This window comes from Paenibacillus sp. FSL R7-0163, from assembly GCF_037969975.1.
GTDB classification, from domain to species: domain Bacteria; phylum Bacillota; class Bacilli; order Paenibacillales; family Paenibacillaceae; genus Paenibacillus_AQ; species Paenibacillus_AQ odorifer.
In genome coordinates, this window is the sequence record NZ_CP150224.1 from 1097816 (window position 1) to 1121754 (window position 23939).

The 23939-nt window shown below is 45.6% G+C and carries 11 protein-coding genes; 8 read left to right on the plus strand and 3 right to left on the minus strand.

The features are described 5' to 3' along the window. Positions 1-36 precede the first annotated feature (36 nt). Entirely contained in the window at positions 37-906 is an 870-nt protein-coding gene (locus NST45_RS04730) for an AraC family transcriptional regulator (RefSeq protein WP_076142401.1), read from the minus strand. A gap of 211 nt (positions 907-1117) precedes the next feature. Between NST45_RS04730 and NST45_RS04735 the strand changes: the two genes are divergently transcribed. From NST45_RS04735 to NST45_RS04745, 3 genes are all read left to right on the plus strand, one after another. Continuing rightward, complete coding sequence (locus NST45_RS04735; protein ID WP_339825040.1) at positions 1118-3439, plus strand: glycoside hydrolase family 95 protein; 2322 nt, start codon at positions 1118-1120, stop codon at positions 3437-3439. Between the two features lie 242 nt (positions 3440-3681). Next, positions 3682-5223: a response regulator gene (locus tag NST45_RS04740; protein WP_036683251.1), complete on the plus strand. Its 1542-nt coding sequence runs from the start codon at positions 3682-3684 to the stop codon at positions 5221-5223. Between the two features lie 382 nt (positions 5224-5605). Further along, on the plus strand, positions 5606-10567 hold the full coding sequence (locus tag NST45_RS04745; RefSeq protein WP_339825043.1) for an S-layer homology domain-containing protein: 4962 nt from the start codon (positions 5606-5608) through the stop codon (positions 10565-10567). A 1540-nt stretch (positions 10568-12107) separates the two neighbouring features. Here NST45_RS04745 and NST45_RS04750 read toward each other — a convergent pair. Then, positions 12108-13832, minus strand: a complete 1725-nt coding sequence (locus NST45_RS04750) for a sensor histidine kinase (protein WP_179087412.1) — start codon at positions 13830-13832, stop codon at positions 12108-12110. Positions 13833-14089: 257 nt separating this feature from the next. On the opposite strand from NST45_RS04750, the gene NST45_RS04755 reads away from it, so the two are divergent. From NST45_RS04755 to NST45_RS04765, 3 genes are all read left to right on the plus strand, one after another. Then, on the plus strand, positions 14090-15046 hold the full coding sequence (locus NST45_RS04755) for an ABC transporter permease subunit (RefSeq protein ID WP_051491272.1): 957 nt from the start codon (positions 14090-14092) through the stop codon (positions 15044-15046). A gap of 26 nt (positions 15047-15072) precedes the next feature. Continuing rightward, positions 15073-15963 carry a carbohydrate ABC transporter permease gene (locus NST45_RS04760; protein ID WP_038572696.1) on the plus strand — a complete coding sequence of 297 codons (891 nt, stop codon included), beginning with the start codon at positions 15073-15075 and terminating at the stop codon, positions 15961-15963. A gap of 107 nt (positions 15964-16070) precedes the next feature. After that, positions 16071-17684: an extracellular solute-binding protein gene (locus NST45_RS04765; RefSeq protein ID WP_038574721.1), complete on the plus strand. Its 1614-nt coding sequence runs from the start codon at positions 16071-16073 to the stop codon at positions 17682-17684. Positions 17685-17753: 69 nt separating this feature from the next. Here the strand turns inward: NST45_RS04765 and NST45_RS04770 are convergent, their stop codons facing one another. Continuing rightward, entirely contained in the window at positions 17754-18605 is an 852-nt protein-coding gene (locus NST45_RS04770; RefSeq protein ID WP_076099824.1) for a helix-turn-helix domain-containing protein, read from the minus strand. Positions 18606-18739: 134 nt separating this feature from the next. Here NST45_RS04770 and NST45_RS04775 point away from each other — a divergent pair, with 134 nt between their 5' ends. Next, positions 18740-21205: a glycoside hydrolase family 2 protein gene (locus NST45_RS04775; RefSeq protein WP_339825048.1), complete on the plus strand. Its 2466-nt coding sequence runs from the start codon at positions 18740-18742 to the stop codon at positions 21203-21205. Positions 21206-21440: 235 nt separating this feature from the next. After that, complete coding sequence (locus NST45_RS04780) at positions 21441-23630, plus strand: alpha-galactosidase (RefSeq protein ID WP_036683179.1); 2190 nt, start codon at positions 21441-21443, stop codon at positions 23628-23630. Positions 23631-23939 lie beyond the last annotated feature (309 nt).

A 23939-nucleotide genomic window follows, 5' to 3' on the forward strand; every position in this document is an offset into this window, starting at 1 on the left:
CTGCTTCTTGCGGATAGCGCGTATTTTTTTTATAACCTATATTTGTATTCGGCTTAGCGGATTAAGGCGGTATTGTGTGGGATTTATGCCGTAACAGGCACTGAAATGTCTGGAAAAGGGATGGATCGAAGGATAGCCTAATTTCTCAGCAATGGCAGTAACACTTAGCTCGCTCTCCAGAAGCAGACCTGCCGCCCGTCGCATAACGAGATTATGATGATAAGCGCGCGGCGTCATCCCGGTTTCTCGCAGAAACAGCTCATGAAAATAGGTTCGCTTGAGTCCGCAGAGATGTGCCCAGTCTTCGATAGATTTACCACGTTCGGGATGAGTGTTCAAATACTCCAACAGGCGGACAATCCGATAATCGCTTGGCTGATGCTGATGGAGGGCATTATACCAGCTTAATATCCAACCGTATAACAAGCTATGGACCGCTTCATTCCGGTAGAATATCGCTTCATTGTATATTTTGGCAATCATCACAAGACTATCGTATAGCTGTGGATATTTAGCTAGCGGGAAAACGCAAGGCAATTCGTTCAGCTCGGCACAGGGGGCTTCGGTGGCCTTTTTCTCAAGCCTAAAGGTTTCAGGCGCATGGATAAAAGAAAGATTAGTAGACATAGGTGACTGCTTGTCCCACAGATCAAAATAGACATTGTAGGACGAGAGTGGATGAGAAGGGGAAATATGAAAGGCATGTGGCTGGCCGGGACGGAGAAACACCAGTGTTCTACGCTCAATCGGATAACGTATTCCGTCGATTTCCATCTCACCGGGGCCATCGGTAAACAGATGAAAAGCGTAGGCATTGCCGACGCGCAGATGCTCATTGCTGCTGCCGTCGTACAGATAAGGCATGATTGCTCCAACATACGGTGTGATTTCAGATAGTTTGTTCATACTATACCCCTTGTCTAGAAGTATTTCTTAATTCTGGATTGTAGTTAAATGTTTGGGATAACGGATAAATTGTCAAATGAATGAACGAGTCAACAAAGACTATTAATACCGACAATGTTACGATAAATGCGATAAATAGACAATGCTAATAAAGAAATAAGCGAATTAATTAACAACACTTTGAGGTCTATTACAGACAGGAGACGATCTAATGAGCGATTTTAAATTGTGGTATTCAGCCCCTGCAACAAGCTGGTCGCAAGGTTTGCCATTGGGCAACGGAAGAATAGGTGCTGTTATAATGGCGGCGCCGCATCGTGAGGTTTGGAGCATGAGCGAGGTGACCTATTGGTCTGGGCAAAAGGATCCCGACCCTGCTCCTGCCGGAGGTAGAACTGCGCTTGAAGAGGCGCGAAGTCACTTTTTTGCCGGCGATTATGACAGCGGTGATCGTTTAGCCAAACAGTATTTACAGCCTAAAAAACAAAATTTCGGTACGAACCTGGGATTATGCGAGGTTGTTATTGATTTTGCCCAGGATGCGGATGTTAAATCAGGCGGTGTGTTTCGGCGGGAGCTGGAATTGACAAGTGCAGTGGCTTGGGCGGTCTATGAGAGCGGCGAAACAACCATCCATCGAGAGGTCTTCGCTTCACATGCCGATGATCTGTTAGTTTCAAGAATTTGGAGCGATAAGCCTGGAGGTGTATCCTTTACGCTTGCCATCGAAGGTGGGACAGAATCGTTTACGACTGAGGTTGTGGATGGCGACACCATTGAATTCAAGGGGCAAGCTACAGAAAAGGTGCATAGTAATGGTAAATGCGGGGTATGGGCAAAAGGGCAGCTCAAAGTAAGTCTATCCGGCGGTACGATCTACAGGGGGGATGGCCGATTAAGAGTTTCCGGAGCTAATGAGGCCCGGATTTATTTTGGGGTCAGTACCGATTATCGCCGGAGCAACCAGGATTGGGAGACGGAGAGCTACAGCAACCTACGGCAGGCTTTAACCAAAGGTTATGGACAGTTAAAAGAAGATCATATTCAAGATTACCGTCAGGAATATGAAAAGGTGGATATTCAATTGGGAAGCTCCGGGAAAGAAAGTCTGCCTACCGATCAGCGGATTAGGTTGCTGGCACAGGATCAGGTGGAGGACCCTCATTTGTTCGCATTGTTCCTCCAGTATGGCCGCTACCTGACCATTGCCGGATCACGGGAAGATTCACCTCTTCCACTGCACTTGCAGGGAATCTGGAATGACGGTGAGGCTTGTCGTATGGGCTGGAGCTGCGACTATCATCTCGATATTAATACACAGATGAATTATTATCCGACAGAAGTCGTGAACCTTGGGGACAGCCACCTTCCATTGATGCGATATATTGAAGATTTATCTCAGGCGGGAAGATCAACTGCACGGGATTTATATGGCAGCAAAGGATGGGTGGCGCATGTATTCTCTAACGTCTGGGGTTTTACAGCTCCGGGCTGGGAAACCTCATGGGGGCTCAATGTCACAGGCGGATTATGGATTGCAACCCATCTGATGGAACATTATGAATATAGTCAGGATCGTGTATTTCTAGAGCGCCAGGCATATCCTGTTCTAAAAGAAGCCGCAGAATTCTTCCTCGACTATATGACGATTCATCCGAAATATGGCTGGCTGGTGACGGGGCCTTCGAACTCGCCAGAGAACAGCTTCTATCCCGCAGATAGCAGCGAGGGTGCACAGCAGCTGTCTATGGGCTCGACCATGGATCAAGTGCTCGTGCAGGATCTTTTCGAGTTCTGCCTGAAGTCTGCGGTGTTACTTGATACAGATGTTGAGCTTCAGCTGAAGCTAGAGGAAGCTATTGCTAAGTTACCCCCGCTACAGATTGGCAAAAGAGGTCAGCTGCAGGAGTGGGTTGAAGATTATGAGGAAGCACAACCTGAGCATCGACACTTGGCTCATTTGTTCGCTTTGTATCCAAGCAACCAGATTACACCGGACAGAACACCGGAGTTAAGTGCGGCAGCAAGGGTAACGCTGGAGAACCGGATGGCTCAGGAAGAACTGGAGGATGTAGAGTTCACCGCCGCCTTATTCGGCCTTAGTTTTGCCAGACTATATGACGGGGAGAAGGCGTATAAGCATATCTCTCATTTGATTAGCGGATTGTGCTTCGATAATCTGTTCAGTTTCTCCAAATCAGGGATTGGTGGAGCAGAGTGCAATATCTTTGTCGTGGATGGCAACTTTGGCGGGACGGCTACCATTGCAGAGATGCTGCTGCAAAGCCACGCGGATGAAATTCATCTGTTGCCAGCGCTCCCGCAAGCCTGGAATACAGGATCGGTGTCTGGATTACGAGCCAAAGGAAAGGTAGAGGTAGACGTAGTTTGGGAGAAGGGGCAGTTGACGGAAGCTACGCTTCGCACCTACTCACCGGGAACGGTGACCCTTCGATGGGGAGATCAGAGAAATACCTTCCAAGCAGAAACAGGAGGAAGCTACTATTTCAACAGCCAATTGGAGCTGTTATAATAATTCGGCGGGGGCGATGAGCCTCCGTTTTCATTATGCGTCCGAATAATGATGAGTACGTATCAAAGGGCTATCTGGTCTGCTTAGGACCCGATAGCCTTTTTACAAGCACGTTGGGATTAGATCTTACAAAGTAACGATTCATGCCTGAAAATGACTTACATTAATTTGGTCGATGATCGCCTAAGGGGAAAAGAATATAATAGGAGCAAATACAGACAACAAGTAGGAGGAAACCTCAGGTGTATAGTATTTTTCTGGTAGATGATGAAGAAATGGGTCTTGAGATGATGAGAGATTATATCCGCTGGGAAGAGATGGGCATCTATGTCGTTGGAACAGCGAGCAATGGTAGAGAAGCTTTGGAGAAAATAGAGGCTTTTCAACCGGATATTATTCTTACAGATGTTCAGATGCCGATAATGAATGGAATTGAGTTGGCTAAAAAAATACATGAATGTTATGACCATATGCAAATTATGTTCCTCACCGGACATGATGAATTCCACTATGTTAAATCGGCCCTTAATGTAGGAGCTGTCGGATATTTACTGAAGCCGCTAGATTTGACTGAAATTGAAAGCGTTATCGAAAAGGTTAAAGCACGCTGCGAAGAGGTTCAGATGAAACAACGTTCTATGGAGGCTGCTAAAACTAAAATTCTTAAGGAGCTTTCTTTTGAAAAAAATGCGGAGCAAGCCGCAGAGCTGGCAAATAACTTCAACAGGCTGACACGTCTCCCAGAGAGTAATCGTTATACCATGGCACTGTTCAGCATCGACCCCAAAGAGGCGGAGGGTGAGCAGCAGAGTCTGGAAGAGTGTATGAGCCGGCTGATCTCTTATCTGGATCACTTTTTTAAGGCGAAAAATATAGAGGTTGTTTTTGTTCCTTACAAGGATGGCGAGACAGGTGTGTTTATGGAAGCAACTCAACAACCTGGCTATTATGCTTGGGAGGATTTAGCTGTGGCTATTCGTAGTGCGCTGGATTTTACGGTGACGGCAGCAGTCGGGGCGCTGGCAGCAGAATTAGCGCTGGTCCATAATCTGTATAAGCAGACGCGTGTGATTTTAAATGAACGTTTTTATAAAGGCACGGGCTTAATTATTCATGCCGCGGCTATTTCGAATCAGTTCGACAGTGAACATATGCCACCTTTTGAGAGAAAAGAGTGGTTTGAAGCTATCAATCAGCTGGACTTCGAGCAGGCCGCACAAAAGCTGCATCAATATTTCGTGGGATTGGCCACGCTGAGAATCAAGAAAAAAATCATCTGTAATTGGGCGATTGATCTTGTTGATGAACTGCTAGAGCAGCTGCATCAGTCGGTTCCCGAGGGCTTTAAGCGGGCGGAGCTCTATCATTCCATCTATAATGCGCTGACTTTACATGAGATCGAGGATTTAATCCTGGGCACTGCGGGTGATGCCGTGAGCATGCTAGGTGAGCGACTTATGGATAAAAATACAAAGCTCGTCCACAAGGTTCGCACCGTGATCGAACAAAATTACGATCAGCCGATTACGATTAATAGTCTGTCTGATCAGGTTTATCTGTCACCGAACTACTTAAGATCTATTTTTAAGGATAAAACAGGCATCACGATCCACGATTATTTAACCCGTATTCGGCTTGATAAGGCTAAGGAGCTGCTCGCAGACGGGTCACTGAAGATTCAAGATATTGCCCAGAGAGTGGGGTACGAAAGCACGTCTTATTTTATTTCTCTATTTCTGAAGAACCTTGGGGTCACACCTAACGAGTATAGGAAAAATATTTAACCTTCCGCACTTCTGCTTACTGAATAGAAAGAAAAGTCGCTTTCCTTTATGAATTGTAAACTTGCGATATGGAAAGATGCCCCTTTGCTTTTTACAATAAGCATGTATTACAACTCAGCACATGTGAGGGGCTTGATTCATTATTGCGATTAAAGGAAGCTTTTTTACAAATCTAATTGCGATAGCGCTTTCAAGAAATCCAGACGGCAATAGTTGGATACAGCATTCTTGAGAGAGTAATCGGTACGGGCCGTTCATTCCTTACATGACGTTACTTACAACAAGGAGAGGAGTTCTGAAGACGTTATTTGGAAAAAGGAACAACTGATGAATTGCAACCGGAAGGCTTTTCTTATATCAGAAAGTTAAATGGAGGGATTAAATGTTTGGACGTGTAATGAAAAGAGGGTTCTTGTTCTTTCTTATGATCAGCTTAGTGTTAGGCAGCGGTGGTCAGTTTGCCGGCAAGGTTTACGCCGAGGATACAAATAGCTATGAAGCTGAAGCGGATGGGAATATTCTGACGGGTAATGCGTCAATTTCTGACCACCCAGCGGCTTCCGGAGGGAAAAAAGTGGGCGGCATGTATCAAGGCAGCTCCTTGTTGTTCAATAATGTGACCGTAAACGAGCCAGGGAATTATAAAATTACAGTGTATTATATTTCTGGCGATTCGCGCCCGTTTAATATCAGTGCCAATGGCGGTGACAAGCAATTTGAAGAACCGTCCAAGACTGTGGACTGGGATACGGTAGGCACTTATGATGTGACGCTTCCGCTGAACGCGGGTGCTAATAACATCTTGATCGATGACAACAACTGGTATTCTCCAGACATCGATAAGATCGTAATCCGTGGACTAGACGACAGCGATCCAGGTGAAGGACCCGGAGGTGACTGGAAGGAGAAGCTGCATGGTGTGATCATGGAAGCCGAGGCTACTGAGAATATGCTTACAGGCAACGCCAAAGTGGCGGACAGCAGTGTGGGCTCTGGCGGTAAAATCGTAACGGATCTGAACAAAAACAGTTCCTTACAGTTCACAAATGTTGCAGTACCAGTAGCGGGAACGTATTTAATCCGCATCTCCTATATTTCCGGCGATCAACGTCCTGTCTATATGCAGGTTAACGATGGAATGGATGAAATGATCGACCTGCCAAAGACGGCAAGCTGGAGCACCGTGGGAACCTATGATGTGGAGGCCTCTTTGGTAGAGGGTTTGAATACTATCACCTTCTCAGATCATGATTGGTATTCTCCAGATTTCGACCGGATAGAAATTATTCCTTATACCCTCAGCTATGAAGCAGAATCTCCGCTCAATGTTTTGACAGGTGAGGCCCAAGTTTCCGAAAGCCCGAATGCTTCGGGTGGCCAGAAGGTAGGGTACTTGAATAGCGGCAGCTCCATAACCTTCAACAAGATTACAGCCCCTATGACTGGTGATTACCGAATCACAGTCGCCTACATTTCAGGTGACCCACGCAGCTTCTACGTTAGTGCGAATGGTGGTGCAGAACAGTATTATGAGCTGCCCAAGACACCGGACTGGGATACGGTTGGAATGTATGAACTTACACTGCCACTGAACGAAGGCGAGAATACAATCAAATTTACAGATGGCAACTGGTATGCGCCAGATCTGGACCGAATTATAGTTGAGCCAGCCATGGGTGTGGATCCTAATCCCCCAGTGGAGGAAGACGGTGATTTAGGAACACCGGGCGCTTCGAAGAACTACGGAGCTATCACAGTTACCGAATATACTTACGGACTGCTTGTATCAAATGGCCAATATGAAGTGTCCTATAATACCAAGTCTGGATATGCAAGCTATAACTGGGCTGACGGACAGAAGCTGCATGGGATCTATAGCAGTATCAAAATCGGCGATACGCTCGTTGAGACTACAAGCTATGAGAGTCATACAATTGTTGGTGCTCCGGTAGAAATTCAGGATGGTTTCGGCAAAGGCGTGGAGCTAACTTTTGTCCACACTTCCACAGGAAAACCGACGCTAAAGCAGGTCTACAAGTTTTATGACGATCAAAAGTATTTTCTGACCCGTCTGGATGTCGCCAGCGATACAGCGGTCAAGACCAACTATATGTCACCTATTACCGTAAAACGTACAGGTGGTGTGGATATCGGAGCTAGTGCGGATAATCGTGTGCTTACAGTTCCTTTTGACAACGATGCTTGGATTCGTTATAAATCTCAATCTATGAACCGTGCAGATACCAGCTATGAGGTGACTACTGTGTTTAACAACTCGACACGCAGCGGCCTTGTGCTTGGCTCTGTAACTCATGATACCTGGAAGACAGGCATCGACTGGAAAGGTTCCGCCAATCGGCTGAATGAACTGGTCGTATATGGCGGTGCAGCTAGTGATGTCACACGCGATACCCAGCCTCATGGCAGCTTAAGTGGAACAAACTTATCCTCACCTATGATCATGGTAGGGGCTTTCAGTGATTACCGTACAGGGCTTGAGGAGTATGGTAAAGCTAATGCGATCATTACACCTGCACTTGCGCTAAACCCCGAGCTGCCACAAGGCGTACCGGTTGGTTTTAATAGCTGGGGAGCTTACGAGGGTACGCTTTCCTATCAGGATGTAGTGGATGTCTCCAATTACTATAAAGAGAATCTGCAAAATTTCAATAATAACGGCAATGTATTTATTAACATGGATTCTTATTGGGATAATCTGAATGATAAGCAGCTGGCTGACGCCGTATCGGTTATTAAAGGGAATGGCCAGCATGCGGGTATTTATTGGGCACCGTTTGTATACTGGGGCAACAATATGGACCAGATTGTAGAGGGAACTGACAATAAATATACTTACGGCGATATTGTCCTTAAGGATGCCGCGGGTCAACCGCTGCCGACTCTGGACGGGGCTTTTCCTTTGGATGTAACACATCCTGGTGCCCAATTGCGCATGAACTATTTTTTGGACAAATTTAAAGGTCTGGGCTTCACCTTCATCAAATTAGATTTTTTAACGCATGGTTCGCTTGAGGGGCAACATTTCGATCCAACTATAACGACAGGAATCCAAGCTTATAATGAAGGAATGCGTTATGTGAAAGAACGTCTGGATGGAAAAATGTTCATTAGCGCATCAATTGCGCCTATTTTCCCGAGCCAATATGCGCATAGCCGACGAATTTCCTGCGACACTTACGGCAAGATCAATGAAACCGAATATATGCTGAATTCATTAACCTATGGCTTTTGGCAAAATGGCACGATCTACACCTACACCGATCCTGATCATTTGGCATTGGCCCGTGCTACCAGCTTGACTGAAGCGCGTAGCCGTATGAACTCTGGCGTTATCGCTGGAACAGTACTGCTTGGCTCTGACAATGTTAACGACTCAAAAGCACAGGAGTACATGACCGCTTTGTTCAACAACAAGGATGTTCTCGATTTAGCTTTAAAAGGAAAAGTGTTCAAGCCACTTGAAGGAAATACAAACGCCAATGCCGCTGATACTTTTGTTATGAAGGATGGCAATGATTATTATCTGGCCGTATTCAATTACAGTGCATCTGCTTCGGCAGATAAGCAAGTTGATCTTGGCCGCGCTGGACTGGATGCTGCAGAGATTTATACTACGCAAGATCTCTGGACAGGAGAAGTTTCCTCTGCCACAGGAACTATGAAATTGTCCTTGCAGCCGACAGAGTCGAAATTGGTAAAATTGACGGCTGCACCTAAGCAAGTAACCGGTATAACACTGGATAAGACAGAGCTTTCGTTGACCGCAGGTGAAACCGGCAAATTGACGGCTACGGTATCGCCGGAAGATGCGACGGATAAAGCAGTCCTCTGGACTTCGAGCGATACCTCTGTAGCTACCGTAGTCTACGGAACAGTAACCGCTGTAGAAGCTGGAAAGGCCACCATTACTGTGGAAACGGTAGACGGTGGATTCAAAGCATCGGCAGAAATCACGGTCAAAGAGGACTCTACAGGAGAGCCTAGCAATCCAGGAGAACCGAGCAGTCCGGGAGAACCGAGCAATCCGGGAGAACCGAGCAATCCAGGAGAGCCTAGTAATCCTGGGAATCCAGGAAATCCGGGAGAACCGAGTAATCCTGGGAATCCAGGAAACAATGGCGGTACCTCTGGCAGTACTTCGGGCTTGGAGAATGCTATTGGAACCTTGATTCTCACGCCAGATATGCTGAAAGTGGACAGTGATTCTGGTCAGGTAGTGGTTGATATTAAAGGGGACATCCAACAAGTTCAGTTATCCACTGCTGTAGTCCGACAGTTGGCGAACCACACCCTAGTTTTGAATGCGGGTAAGCTCTCTTTGCAGGTACCAGCGGAGTTAATTCACCAGCTACAAAACAAGTTGCCTGAGGGACAGCGGGAAGATAGCACGATTGCCCTGAAGATGGTGAACCTCAGCAGCAAGGCCGATGAGTTGGTTGCTACAGTGGCTAGTTCTACTAATGCGGCTGTTGTACTCAAGGGAGACATCTATGAACTTAGTCTCTCTATCACCACCAGGTCAGGCACTACAGACACACTCGCTACATTTGATAAGCCAATAACACTCATCATGCCAGTGGCAGAAGGCTTCAATGCTAAACGAGGTGGTGTTTATTATATCGCGGACAATGGCAGGCTGGAATATATTCAAGCTGATTATGCTAACGGTGTATTAAAAGCTGAGGTCAGCCACTTCAGCAAATATGCTGTGCTGGAGTTGAACCGCATCTTTGTCGATGTGCCGGCCAATCACTGGGCTAACCCAGTAATCCTAGAGCTGTCGTCCAAGCTATATGTGCAGGGCACAAGCAAAGAAAAGTTTGAACCAAGCCGGGCAGTTACACGTGCCGAGTTCACTTCGATGCTTGTTCATGCCCTTGGACTGACCGCGACAGGAAAAGAAAGCTTTGCTGATGTTGCTCCATCCGCCTGGTTCGCGGAGCCTATCTCAATCGCTTACAAGGCGGGAATCGTGAGTGGTAGAAGTGCGTCCAAGTTTGAGCCGGGCGCACAAATCACCCGTGAAGAAATCACGGTGATGCTAATGAAGGCTTACGAGCTGAACAACGGCGTAACAGCCAATGGCGTAATAACTAACGGCGTACCAACCAACGGTGCAACAGCTAACGGCGCAACAACCAACGGTGCAACTGCCGCAGCGTTCACCGACATGAATCAGGTGTCTGCTTGGGCCACTGCTTCTGTTAATGAAGCGGCCAGTCTGGGACTGATTCAAGGTCAAAGTCATGAACGGTTTGCACCAAAAGGAATCGCTTCGCGCGCAGAAGCGGCTCAAGTGATCTATAATTTGATTTTGAAGTAAGCTGAAATCACTACAAAAAAGCGACTCTCCATTAACCGGAGAGTCGCTTTTTTTGATAGATCACTTGATGAAATTAGCTACTTTATCGAACTTTACTAATAGGTACTACATTATTATTAGGTACATTACTGTTCGGCAGTTATTAGTACCGCACTTTACTATCTATCGGACCTTACTCCAGCGAAGTAGAATCCCGTGCAAAAGTCGAGCACACCCCAGCAAAGTAGAATCCCGTGCAAAAGTCGAACACACTCCGGTCTCAGCAAATTAGAATCTCGCGCAAAAGTAGAACACACCCCGACAAAATAGATCATAGTTAGAACACATCGGACCGTATTGCAGCTATTTCGGATATATGAGTCATTTTACTAAGACTTCGGACTGTATAGCTCTTATTGCTATAAAATTGTCCAGAATTAGTATGTAAATGAGTCAATAGCTGCATCTGAGTTCGATAGCCGAGCAAAATGCCCTGAATCATCGAAATAAGGTCTCCTCGGTCCGATGCGTAGGAGGAAGGAGTATAAGTTGGAACACACTAAGACACTCTGGCAAAGTAGAATCCCGCACAAAAGTCTAGCACACCCCAGCAAAGTAGAATCTCTCGCGCAAAGTAGAACACATCGGACCGTATTGCAGCTATTTCGGATATTTGAGTCTTTTTACAAAGATTTCGGACTGTATAGCTCTTATTGCTATAAAATGGTCCAGAATTAGTGTGCAAAAGAGTCAATAGCTGCATCTGAGTCCGATAGTCGAGCTAAATGCCCCGACTCATCGAAATAAGGTCTCCTCGGTCCGATGCGTAAGAGGAAGGAGTATAAGTTGGAACACACTAAGACACTCTGGCAAAGTAGAATCCCGCACAAAAGTCTAGCACACCCCAGCAAAGTAGAATCCCGCGCGAAGTAGAACACATCGGACTGTATTGCAGCTATTTTGGATATTTGAGTCATTTTACAAAGATTTCGGACTGTATAGCTCTTATTGCTATAAAAATGTCCAGAATTACTGTGCAAATGAGTCAATAGCTGCATCTGAGTCCGATAGCCGAGCAAAATGCCCCGACTCATCGAAATAAGGTCTCCTCGGTCCGATGCGTAAGAGGAAGGAGTATAAGTAGAACACACCCCAGCAAAGTAGAATTCCGCGCAAAAGTCGAACATTCCCCAGCAAAGTAGAATTCCGCGCAAAAGTCGAACACACCCCAGCAAAGTAGAATCCCGCGCGAAGTAGAACACATCGGACCGTATTGCAGCTATTTCGGGTATTTGAGGCATTTTACAAAGATTTCGGACTGTATAGCTCTTATTACTATAAAATTGTCCAGAATTAGTGTACAAACGAGTCAATTGCTGCATCTGAGTCCGATAGTCGAGCAAAATGCCCCGAATCATCGAAATAAGGTCTCCTCGGTCCGATACGAATGAGGAGGGAGCAAATAGTGCCGAACGATCCCAACGATCCCAACGATCCCATCAAATCCAAGGAGAAGCAAGCCAAAGGATTCTCGCAATGGAGAATCCCCTCGTCACCGCTCCTACACCTCTTTTTGCGGTAAACGAATCTGCACGGTGGTGCCTATTCCTAGTCTGCTAAACACTTTAACGCCGTAGTGCTCACCATATTTTAGTTTGATGCGGCGATCAACGTTAGTGATTCCGTACCCTCGTCCAGGCTTATCCTCAAGCAAAGAGCTGAGGGTCTCGCGGCTCATCCCCATGCCATCATCGATTACCGACAAGATAATATCGTTTGCTTCCATGACACCTTTGATATGAATGTTCAGCGGACTTTCTTGGCTCCACACGGCATGCAGCACTGCATTCTCCACAAAAGGCTGTAAGGCAAGCTTGACAGTAGAGTAGGGCAGGATCGCTTCATCTACTGTGTAGGTAATGTTCAGTTGGCCTTTAAAGCGGATTAGCTGAATGGCGTTGTAGCTCTGGGTCAGCTTTAATTCCTCGTGGATGGTCAATATACTTTTCCCTTTATTCAAGGAGATTCGATAAAACTTGGCTAGATGAAGCACCAAATCTTGTATACGCGTATCTTGATGTTTTAGGGCAAGCGACGAGATGGAGCCCAGCGTGTTGTACAGAAAATGAGGGTTGATTTGCGCTTGCAGCAGGTCAAGCTCGGCCTCCTTACTCTGCAGCTCCTTCTGATACACCTCGGTAATGAGACTTTTGAGCCGGGTGGTCATTTGCTTGAAGGCAAAATGCAGCTGGCCAATCTCATCATTCCCCAAATGTTCTTCTGTACTATGATTGAAATCGCCCCGTTCCAGGCGGCGGATCATCCGGATTAAAGTACGGATACGCTTGCTGAACAGCGACGCCGTAATGTAAATCAGCAGGAGGGCCACACCAATAAAGCCCAGTGAGATTTTGATAATCAGATCTGAGAGTGATTTAGCGTCCTGAATGATGCTGTCATAAGGGAAGATAGATACGGTTTTCCATCCATTTTTAAGCGTGTTATAGACGGCGAAAGCCTTTACCCCTTTGTAAGTTGTGTCAAATCGGCCCGAAGGCGATTCATCAAATTTCTGATCAAGCAATTCCGGCAGGCTCGTATTTAATAAGTGCTTGTCTGCTGCCGAGAGAATAAGCCCTTTATCATTAATAATAAAAATATCTTTCCCGCCCGCTTCTTCCTCCATTAAAGAATAGATGACCGATTCGGAGATTCTGAAGACCAGAATACCGTAGGGATATTGATTGCGGTTATTGTTCAAAAATCTTGCTAAGGTAAACATGGCTGGACTATCTTGGGTTTGCGGTGAGGATAGATGAATAATATTCCCATGTGACTGCTGAAGCTGCTTGAACAGCTCGGTCTGTTTAACCTCAGCTGTCACCGGCTTGATATAGTAATCATCTTTGGGCAGTGATTCATTGTCCGAATAAATGAAAACGCTATCAAAATCAGGATAGGCAGTCATTATCGTGTCCATGCGGTTGCCTATGTATTGATAGACATCCAGATAAGAAGGATCATCCTGGTATTCACTCGTGAGGTAGCTGGCAAGTCTGTTATCCAGGTAGATGGAAGCTGAAATATGTTCATAGCTGTCCAGCTTGTTTTCCAAATTTTTATTAATCTGAGCTGTTGAATTCATCATATTGCTGTAAATCTGATCCGTTAATTTTGATTTTGTTAATTCGTAGGAAAGGTAGGCGAAAAGCATCATCGGAACAATGGTCACTAGCACAAATACGCTGAACAGCTTGGAGCGAAAGCTCAAATCGATAAAAGGCATATAAATATATTTCCTATATATATGGCGCATAGAAGAAGTCCCTTCTTTACTGTAAATTCGCTGTTTGCCATGTTCATCATAGCAGACTGAATATCGAAATCCAATGCTCGAATCTGCCGAAACTCCTTTAAAAAGCGCTATCATTCGGAGGATTGAAGTATAGAAAGCCACCTGTTGCGGACTTAAGATGAATAGGAGAGAAGTTGAATCGAGATGTGGCTCGACATGCTGCACTAAATAAAAAGGGAGGGTATTTGATGCATAAAGCAAGCGCTATCAAAACAGTCAGAGGCAATAATCTGTGGTACAGATTAAAAGAGCAGAAATGGTTATTTTTGCTGATGCTACCTGCCTTAATTGCGACATTGCTATTTTCTTATGGTCCTATGTTTGGGATGTATATGGCGTTTACGAATTATCAGCCGGGCGGAGGAACATTTTTTCAACAATTTTTCCATGCAGAGTTTGTAGGATTCAAGTGGTTTGAGTATTTCTTTACTACCGGAGACTTCTACCGTGTAATGCGCAATACGCTCGCTACAAGCTTGCTGACCTTGTTATTCGGGTTTCCAGCACCGATCATCCTCGCACTTGTACTGAATGAAGCTAGACAGGGATTTTTCAAAAGATTTGTACAGACGGTTTCTTATCTGCCGCATTTTATCTCATGGGTTATCGCTGCAAACATCGTGATTACACTGCTGGCTTCCGATGGGATGTTTAACAATTTATTGGTGACGTTGGGCATTGTTCAGGAACCGGTTGCTTTTCTACAAAATGGACCGCTATTCTGGTGGATTATCGCTTTGTCCAATATGTGGAAGGAAATGGGCTTCAGCGCCATTATGTATCTTGCTGCAATTTCCGCTATTAATCCAGAGCTCTACGAAGCAGCTAGAGTGGATGGAGCCAGTCGCTTCCGGCAAATGTGGCATATTACGTTGCCAGCCTTGCGTCCAACCATTGTTATTTTAGGGATTCTTGCCGTCGGAGGCATTTTGAATGCGGGCTTTGAACAACAATACCTGCTGCAAAATAATACCGTGCTTGAGTATTCAGAGGTTATCGATATTTATGCATATAAATACGGGCTACAAAACAGCATGTTCTCCTACGGGGCGGCCGTTGGGGTATTTAAATCCGTGATTGCCTTCATACTTGTTGTAATTGTGAATCGAATTTCTAGAAAAGTGAACGACCAAGCGTTGTTCTAAACCCGAAAAAGAGAGGAGCGCTTGTGATGATTTCGAATAGATACGGGGATCATATTTTTAAATTTATAGTTTATCTCATTCTTATACTTGTGTTGCTAGTTACCTTTCTCCCTTTTTGGAATATTCTCGTTCTTTCATTAAATGCTGCTGAGGATACCGTACGTGGTGGCGTCTATTTATGGCCCAGAGTCCTCACCTTTGATAGCTACAGTCAAATCTTAAAAGATAGCGAGATTTTGAATGGCTTATGGGTTACTGTCAAACGTACCGTAATTGGCGCGCCGCTATCTGTCCTTGTCATTACGATGCTTGCTTATCCGCTAAGCCGCCGGAATTTGATGGGACGTAAAGGATGGAATCTATATTTTGTCTTCACAATGTATTTTGGAGGCGGACTGATTCCTTATTACATGGTGCTTAAAGCGCTGAATATGATTGACACGTTTTCCGTATTTATTTTGCCAGGGCTGATGAATGTCTTCTATATGATTATTGTCCGTACCTTTATGGAGGGGCTGCCTGGTGAGATCGAGGAGTCGGCGAAGGTAGACGGGGCGAATGACCTGACGATTTTCTTCCGGATTGTTCTACCGTTGACCACACCCGTGCTTGCGACTGTAGGACTTTTTCAGGCAATCTCACATTGGAATTCGTGGTTTGACTCCTATGCGTTTACCTATAGTTCTGACTTAAAGACCTTGCAAGCCGTACTCGTGAAAATATTAAGCCAATTCCAGACCGGAGGCATGGTATCGCAATCGCAAATGCTAGCTAACTCGGCTAAGCGGAATGCGGTTTCAAGTGATACTATCCGGATGGCAGCGACGATGGTGGCAACATTGCCTATCGTACTGGTATACCCATTCCTGCAAAAGTACTTTGTTAAGGGTATGACTTTGGGAGCGGTTAAGAGTTAATATGATTAAATAAATAGCGGCCCTGAAGGGGGGTGAACGGGCAGACTTGCTTGGTTGCTTGATAGACTTATGAAGTAACTTACTTAATGGGAGGAATTAGGGTGTCTATGATAAAGAAAAACAAATGGTTGAACGTGAGTATTACTGCCGCATTAGCCGTTGGTGTATTAGCGGGTTGTGCTTCAAATGATGGAAAAAACAATACAAACCAAACGGCCGGAGACGATAAAAAACAAGAGCCGATTACATTGACCTGGTTTGATTCAAATACCAAGGGAGAACCTTTCACTGATGCTATTGCGCAGGAAATCACCAAAAAAACAGGCATTTCGATCTCAATCCAGCAGCCAACGGGTAATCCTACGGAAAAGCTGAGCTTGATGCTTGCCAGTGGTGACTATCCAGATGTAGTTGTAATGAGCCGGGGCGATGCTTCTCTCGATAAATACATTACAAGTGGCGCATTTATAGCGCTCGATGAGTTAATTGAGAAAAGTGGACCAGACATTAAAGAAATGTACGGCGACACATTGATCAAAACACGTTATAAGGATGGGAAAAACTATTACCTAGCTAACTGGTATGGCCTGGATAGTGATCCTGTTTTCGGTATGCTGATGAGAAAAAATCTGGTTGCGGACCTAGCTCCAGATAAGGCAGATGGCTCTACCCCACTCACAACGGATGAGTTTGAAGCACTTTTAAAGAATTTTAAAGAGAAAAACAAGACAATTGATGGAAAAGAAACTGTTCCAATGACGATGAACGGTGAGAATATGGGCGCCAATCTCGGTACATTTAAAGGGATGTGGGGTCTGAGAACCTACTATGATAATAATGGAACATTACAATATGATGTTAAGGATCCAAAGTATCGTGAGATGCTGCTTTATGTGAACAGTCTGTATAGAGAAGGTCTAATCGAAAAAGAGTTTGCCATCAGCAAAACACAAACATGGATTCAAAAGCTGGCTACCGGCGCAGTGTTCTCCACACCAGGCGCATACTGGGACCCAGGTAATGCAAATGGTACTCTGAAGAAGGATGGCGGAGATGATAATCAGTTCTTCCCGTACAAGGTTGTAGCACCAGGCACAGAGACCTCCCAAACAACATTCGGACCAAGAAGCTCACTTGGATGGGATGCTATTGCCATTACGAAAAATAACAAACACCCTGAAGAAACTATCAAGCTGTTCAACTACCTAGCGAGTGACGAAGGACAACATTTGCTGCTATGGGGTAAGGAAGGCGAGCAGTACACCATGGTGGATGGAAAGAGACAACCAGACCCTGCATTCCTGCAAAGCTTCAAGGATAACTGGGACGATGCTGTGAAGAAGAGCGGGGTTCGTAAATGGTTGTGGTTTGTTAAAAATGGTCTGGATGCCAATGAACAGCCATACGATATGGCCGTTAAATACCAACGTAGTGAAATTGACGAAATGGCCATTAAGAGCCTTGGAGATTCCGTATGGGATACAGCAGAATTTGATAACTTAGGCCCTGACGGCGGAACGCCTGAAGCGCTGACAGCGCAAAAAGTAAAAGATATTATGGACCAAAGCATTACGAGAGTAATCATCGCTCCTTCTGAAGCCGAAGCCAATTCTACATTCGACAAGATGCTTGCGGATATGAAAAAAGCTGGGGATGAAAAAGTAGAAGAAATCTTCAATCAGAAGTATAGCGAACGTATGGAATTGTGGAACTCAAAATAATATAATTATCTATGTAAAAGCTTCCTCTCTGCATTTCAGCAGAGGGAAGCTTTTTGTTGTATAAAAAAGCTAAACCAGCCGATTAACATGTGCATTCCTGCGGAAATCAAGCGGAGCTTGATGATAGAATTTTTTGAATTGATGATAGAAATGACTGACATTCTCGAAGCCGGATTCCAAAGCGATATCGACCACACGCAGCTCGGTAGTGAGCAGTAGGTTGCGGGCTACATTGAGCTTTAGCTGGTTGATATATTCCGTAGGCGTCTGGTTCAAGTATTGCCGGAAGGCGCGGTTCACATGGCCGGCGCTTCTCCCTGACAGCTCGTACAAGGCATGAAGTCCACGGTGCAAATTATCCTTTAAATGCATTTTGGTTATGGCATGCTCTAGCCAGAGCGGGAATTCTGGTTGAGCGACTGTCTCTGCGGAGAAAAAATGCTGGGTGAGTGTATCGACGAGCAGGCCTTTTAGAAAAATCCGGGACTTAACCTTGTCTAGGGTTGATAGGATGCGAATGCGTTCCATAGAACGGACGAAACTAGCCATTTCCAGCTGAGATAACATGGCGATTCGGGGGAGAGGCGTGTTCAGCAATCCGTGCAAAAACTCCTCTTCATTCAGATAAGTTAAAGCAGCTTCAATGAGGCTTTTGCGGCAGGGAATGTTCAGGAAACGGCAATCGCTATCACCATCTGCTTCATATCTGTGGGTATCACTGGGCCGAATAAAGACAAGGCAGCCAGTCTGAAGCAGCTGCGCTGTCCCGTTAACAATATGCTGACATCTGCCTTCTGTGAGAATGAAAAATTCATAGAAATCATGCGTATGTTCTGGAGATACCTGACTTAAGGACTCCACCCAGAAAGGGTCTGCTAGTAGTTCAGGATTCATATGGCTTGCCTCGGTGTATTTGAGCATGTTCGTCCTCCAGTGTATTAATGATGTTAAAATAGCACATGATTCTCGAGAACACAACACAAGAAATATAAAGATATTATTGATAGACTTGATCTATAAGAAGGCAAAATAGCACATTTTGGAGGCGGGAGAAAATGCATCTTGTAGATCTAAATGGCAAATGGAAAATGAGACGTCTGCATGAGCCGAGCTGGCTGGAGGCTAGTGTGCCAGGTTCTGTCTATCACGATTTATTGAATGCCGGAGAAATGCCGGATCCGTTCTATCGTGAGCAGGAATATGAGGTTCTGGAATTATCCAATTACGATTACGAATATCAGCGTTGCTTTCAAGTGGAAGCTGAAGTGTTACAGCATGACCGCGTATTTCTGCTGTGTGAGGGGCTGGATACGTTATGCGAGCTTTTTGTGAATGGAACTAACATTCTGAACAGTGATAATATGCACCGGACGTATGAAGTGGACATTAAGTCAGTGTTGAAGCAAGGCGATAACACCATTCACGCGATTTTTCGTTCCCCAGTGGAATTTGCTCTGCGGAAGCAAGCGGAGCTGCCGCTTAGCAGTTGTGCTGATGCAGTGGAGGGAATATCCCATCTGCGCAAAGCACATTCCATGTTCGGCTGGGACTGGGGTCCGAAGCTGCCCGATCTTGGAATCTGGAGAAGTCTCTCCATTCAGGGGTATGACAGTGCCCGTGTTGACGATGTTTATATTACACAATTTCACGAGCCGGATAAGGTTACTCTGGATGTTCGGGTAAGAACAGAGAGCTGGCAGGAGGTTGAACGGGAAATCGTAGTCAGCGTTCACACTCCAGCAGGTGTGGCCGTTGAACGTCGTGTGTCCGAAACTGCGGGAGAAGATCATCATATTACACTGGAAATTATGGAGCCAGAGCTTTGGTGGCCGAATAATCTGGGTGCACAACCCCTGTATAACGTCGAGGTTGTACTGTTGCAGAAGGGACAGGAGCTGGATCGTCGAGAACTGCGGATTGGATTAAGAACGATTTCTGTGAAGCAGGAAGAAGACCAGTGGGGACAATCATTCGCTTTTGAAATCAACGGCGTACTTATCTTTTCTACAGGTGCCGATTATATTCTGGAAGATAATCTTCTACCTCGCGTGACTAAGGAGCGCACGGATCGCCTGCTCCAAAGCTGCGTGGCTGCTAACTTTAATACCATTCGTGTATGGGGTGGCAGTTATTATCCTGACGATTATTTTTATGATCTATGCGATGAATATGGGCTTATCGTCTGGCAGGATCATCTGTATGCCTGCGGGATCTATGCACTGACAGAATCTTTTGAGGACAATATCACACATGAGACGATGGACAACATGAAGCGCTTACGCCATCACGCATCGTTAGGCTTGTGGTGCGGTAACAACGAACAGGAGATGGCTTGGGTCGATTGGGATTGGGAGAATCATTATTCGCTCCAGCTAAAGGCCGACTATATCAAGCAGTATGAAGTGCTTCTGCCGGCTATCGCTAAGGAAGTTGATCCCAATACCTTCTACTGGCGTGCCTCTCCTTCCTCTAAAGGAAGCTTTGATAAACCGAATGACGAGAACTATGGAGACATGCATTACTGGGGCGTTTGGCATGGCAAGGAGCCTTTTACCGATTATCGGAAGCTCTATCCGCGTTATATGTCTGAGTTTGGCCTGCAATCCTTCCCAAGCTTGAAGACGATTGAATCCTTTACGCTGCCGGAGGATCGCAATATTTTCTCCTATGTCATGGAGTCCCACCAGAAGAACAATACCGGAAATGAGAAAATTCTCTATTATATCGGCGAGACCTACAAATATCCGAAGGATTTTGAATCTATTCTCTATGCGTCCCAGCTTATCCAAGCCGAAGGCATGCGCTGTGGCGTAGAGCATTGGCGTAGACATAGAGGGCGCTGCATGGGCGCATTGTATTGGCAGTTGAACGATTGTTGGCCGGTTGCTTCCTGGTCTAGCATCGATTATTATGGCCGGTGGAAAGCAATGCATTATACAGCTAGACGTTTTTTTGCTCCAGTTCTTGCTTCTGCACATGACGAAGGAACCGTAGTTTCCCTGCATGTCTCTAATGAGAGCAGAGAGAAGGTGAGCGGTGAATTAAGATGGAGACTGCTTACTCCGACATCAGAGGTTCTAATGGAAGGTGCGAAGTCGGTGAAGATTGAGGCTTTAAGCAGTGCCGAGTTCGATCGGCTTGATTTTGGTCATGTCTTGGATACAAAAGAGAAGAAACGTGAAGCCTATCTGGAATATGTATTTGAGGTAGAGGGGGAAACGATAAGCGGGGGAACCGTCTTGTTCGTTAAGCCGAAACACTTCAGCTTTGTTGATCCTGAGCTTGAAGCCGTACTCACTGAGGAAGCAGAACAATTCGTTATTACTGTGAAGTCAAAAGCATATGCCCGTTTCGTCGGACTTGATTTCAAGGAAAGAGATGCGATCTTCAGTGATAACTATTTCGACCTATCAGCTGGCGTTTCAAGAACCGTTACGGTTGCTAAAAAAGATCTCGATAAACCAGCTACGGCTGAGGAACTGCGTGCCCAGCTTACTGTACGTTCCGTCTTTGATATTTAAGAAAAAGGTTATTTTCCTACTATATCCTAGGCTACCAATCTCCAAATGACAGTTTGATGATATATATTCTAGTGGTTTAGACTCTGCGTATAGATAGATCAATATTTTACTATAATAGGTATAGATATTAAGATTGTATACCCTTCCATTTCACTCTAAAATAGACTTCGAAGAAGCATTAATTACAAACTATAAACGTTCTATTGAGCTACCTTAAGGAGAGTGCAAACATATTATGGGTATTTATTATGATGACAACCGCAAGGTGTTTCATTTACAGTCTGAGAAATCCAGCTATATTATTGAAATGATCAAAGGTGTTATTCCAGCGCATGTCTACTGGGGCCCAAAATTGGCAGGGAGAGAATTTCAACATCCGTTGAATTTGGTGGAACGTTGCTCTTTTAGTCCAACTTATTTGCAGGAGGATAAAAATATCTCCCTCGACACCTTGCCAAGCGAATTCCCTTCTTATGGAAACGGTGATTTCCGCGAGCCGGCACTTGAGGTTCACCTAGTAGATGGCACGACCGTAACGGATTTCCGTTATAAGAGCCACACCATTAATAAAGGAAAACCTGCACTCAAGGGTCTGCCTGCTACTTATGTTGAAAGTGAAGAAGAAGCAGAGACCCTGGAAATTATATTGCAAGATGATAAAACAGGATTGATCGCTGCCTTGAGCTATACCGTATTTAACAATCAGGATGTTATAACACGTTCCGTGCGGATTGAGAATCTGGGTAAGGACAATCTGGTTCTGAAAAGAGTATTAAGCGCGAATGTTGACTTCCATGATTCTGACTATGACATGCTGCAATTATCCGGTACTTGGACTAGAGAACGCCATATTCACAAAAGACCACTCGTTCCTGGCATCCAGCGGATTGACAGCAAACGCGGCTCCAGCAGCCATCAGCAGAATCCTTTTATGGCCTTGCTTGCAAAAGATGCAACAGAGGATCATGGCGAAGTTTACGGGTTCAGCCTTGTGTATAGCGGAAGTTTCCTTGCCCAAGCAGAAGTGGATCAATACGGAATTTCCAGAGTAGGGATCGGTATTCAACCTTTTAACTTTCAGTGGTTGCTTGAACCGGGCGAATCCTTTCAAGCTCCTGAAGCCGTATTGGTAAGATCCAGTGAAGGGCTTGGTGGGTTATCGAGAACCTATCACCGTCTTTATCGGACACGGTTATGCAGAGGTGAATTCCGCGATAGCAAGCGTCCTATTCTGATTAACAACTGGGAAGCGACTTATTTTAATTTTAACGCGGATAAAATCAAAGAAATTGCTAAAGCAGGCAAAGAGCTAGGCCTGGAGCTGTTCGTGCTGGATGACGGCTGGTTCGGCAAACGTGATAATGACGACAGCTCCCTGGGAGACTGGGTAGAGGATCGTCGCAAGCTGCCTGAAGGTCTTGGAAAGCTAGGGGAAGATATCACGGCAATGGGCATGGAATTCGGATTATGGTTCGAGCCAGAAATGGTATCGCCAGAAAGTGATCTTTACCGTGAACATCCAGACTGGTGTCTCCATGTACCTGGGCATAAAAGTTCGTTAGCCCGCCAGCAGCTAGTGCTGGATTTATCCCGCAAGGATGTATGCGATTATATCGTCGAGTCAGTTAGCTCGGTATTGTCATCTGCTCCGATTACTTATGTGAAATGGGATATGAACCGGAATATGACAGAGATTGGATCAGCGCTTCTTCCAGCCGAACGTCAACGCGAAACGGCACACCGTTATATCCTTGGACTTTATGATGTGCTGGAACGTATCGTTTCCCGTTTCCCTCATATTTTATTCGAAAGCTGCTCCGGCGGTGGCGGACGATTTGACCCGGGAATGCTGTATTATATGCCACAGACCTGGACTAGCGATGATACGGATGCCGTGGAAAGATTGAAGATCCAATACGGAACAAGTATGGTGTATCCTGCGAGTTCAATGGGTGCGCATGTGTCGGCTGTTCCTAACCATCAGGTACATCGTATTACTCCTTTGGAGACACGTGGTCATGTCGCGATGTCGGGTAATTTCGGCTACGAGCTGGATTTGACCAAGCTTACTGAAGCTGAACGCGAGGATATCCGCAAGCAGGTTTCGGAGTACAAGGAACTGAGAATGCTGATTCAGTACGGTGATTTCTATCGACTGCTTAGTCCTTTTGAAGGAAACGAGACGGCATGGATGTTTGTTTCCGCTGATAAAAAAGAAGCCTTCGCCACCTACTTCCAAGTTCTGGCCGGGCCTAATCCACCGTTGCGCAGATTGCGTCTGAAAGGACTCGACCCTGCAAAATCGTATAAGCTTGAGCTTAACGGCGGAGTATACAGAGGGGATGAGCTGATGCACTTCGGACTCACGATTCCACAGCTCGAGGGCGATTTCAGAAGCCTACTTTTCGTGCTTAGAGAAGTTTAATCAAAAAAGGAGGGTGCCCCGAAAGCCATTGGCTGCTGGGCACCTTCCTTTTTTTTCTCCTTTTTTGAGTTCTTTTGTGACTAGCTGCGCGCCCGAAGCTGTTATTGGATGGGGCGCTTTGCGAGATATGCTTACTTGGCCGGGGACTACCAGACGCGAATTAGTGCGACTTGCAAGTAGCTTGGCGCCACTGGAGCTGATTGTTTATACTGAAGCCGGCGGGCTCAAATTGGTGCACCATGTAAGTTGCTTACCCAGCCAACACAGTGCTATCGGACTCAAATGCCGCTAACCGCTCTCTTTCCACAC

Excerpts from the sequence above, each read along its gene's own strand:
- NST45_RS04735 (WP_339825040.1), top strand. The coding sequence starts at position 1,118 with ATGAGCGATTTTAAATTGTGGTATTCAGCCCCTGCAACAAGCTGGTCG.
- NST45_RS04730 (WP_076142401.1), bottom strand. The coding sequence starts at position 906 with ATGAACAAACTATCTGAAATCACACCGTATGTTGGAGCAATCATGCCT.
- NST45_RS04750 (WP_179087412.1), bottom strand. The coding sequence starts at position 13,832 with ATGCCTTTTATCGATTTGAGCTTTCGCTCCAAGCTGTTCAGCGTATTT.
- NST45_RS04745 (WP_339825043.1), top strand. The coding sequence starts at position 5,606 with ATGTTTGGACGTGTAATGAAAAGAGGGTTCTTGTTCTTTCTTATGATC.
- NST45_RS04755 (WP_051491272.1), top strand. The coding sequence starts at position 14,090 with ATGCATAAAGCAAGCGCTATCAAAACAGTCAGAGGCAATAATCTGTGG.
- NST45_RS04765 (WP_038574721.1), top strand. The coding sequence starts at position 16,071 with ATGATAAAGAAAAACAAATGGTTGAACGTGAGTATTACTGCCGCATTA.
- NST45_RS04760 (WP_038572696.1), top strand. The coding sequence starts at position 15,073 with ATGATTTCGAATAGATACGGGGATCATATTTTTAAATTTATAGTTTAT.
- NST45_RS04775 (WP_339825048.1), top strand. The coding sequence starts at position 18,740 with ATGCATCTTGTAGATCTAAATGGCAAATGGAAAATGAGACGTCTGCAT.
- NST45_RS04780 (WP_036683179.1), top strand. The coding sequence starts at position 21,441 with ATGGGTATTTATTATGATGACAACCGCAAGGTGTTTCATTTACAGTCT.
- NST45_RS04770 (WP_076099824.1), bottom strand. The coding sequence starts at position 18,605 with ATGCTCAAATACACCGAGGCAAGCCATATGAATCCTGAACTACTAGCA.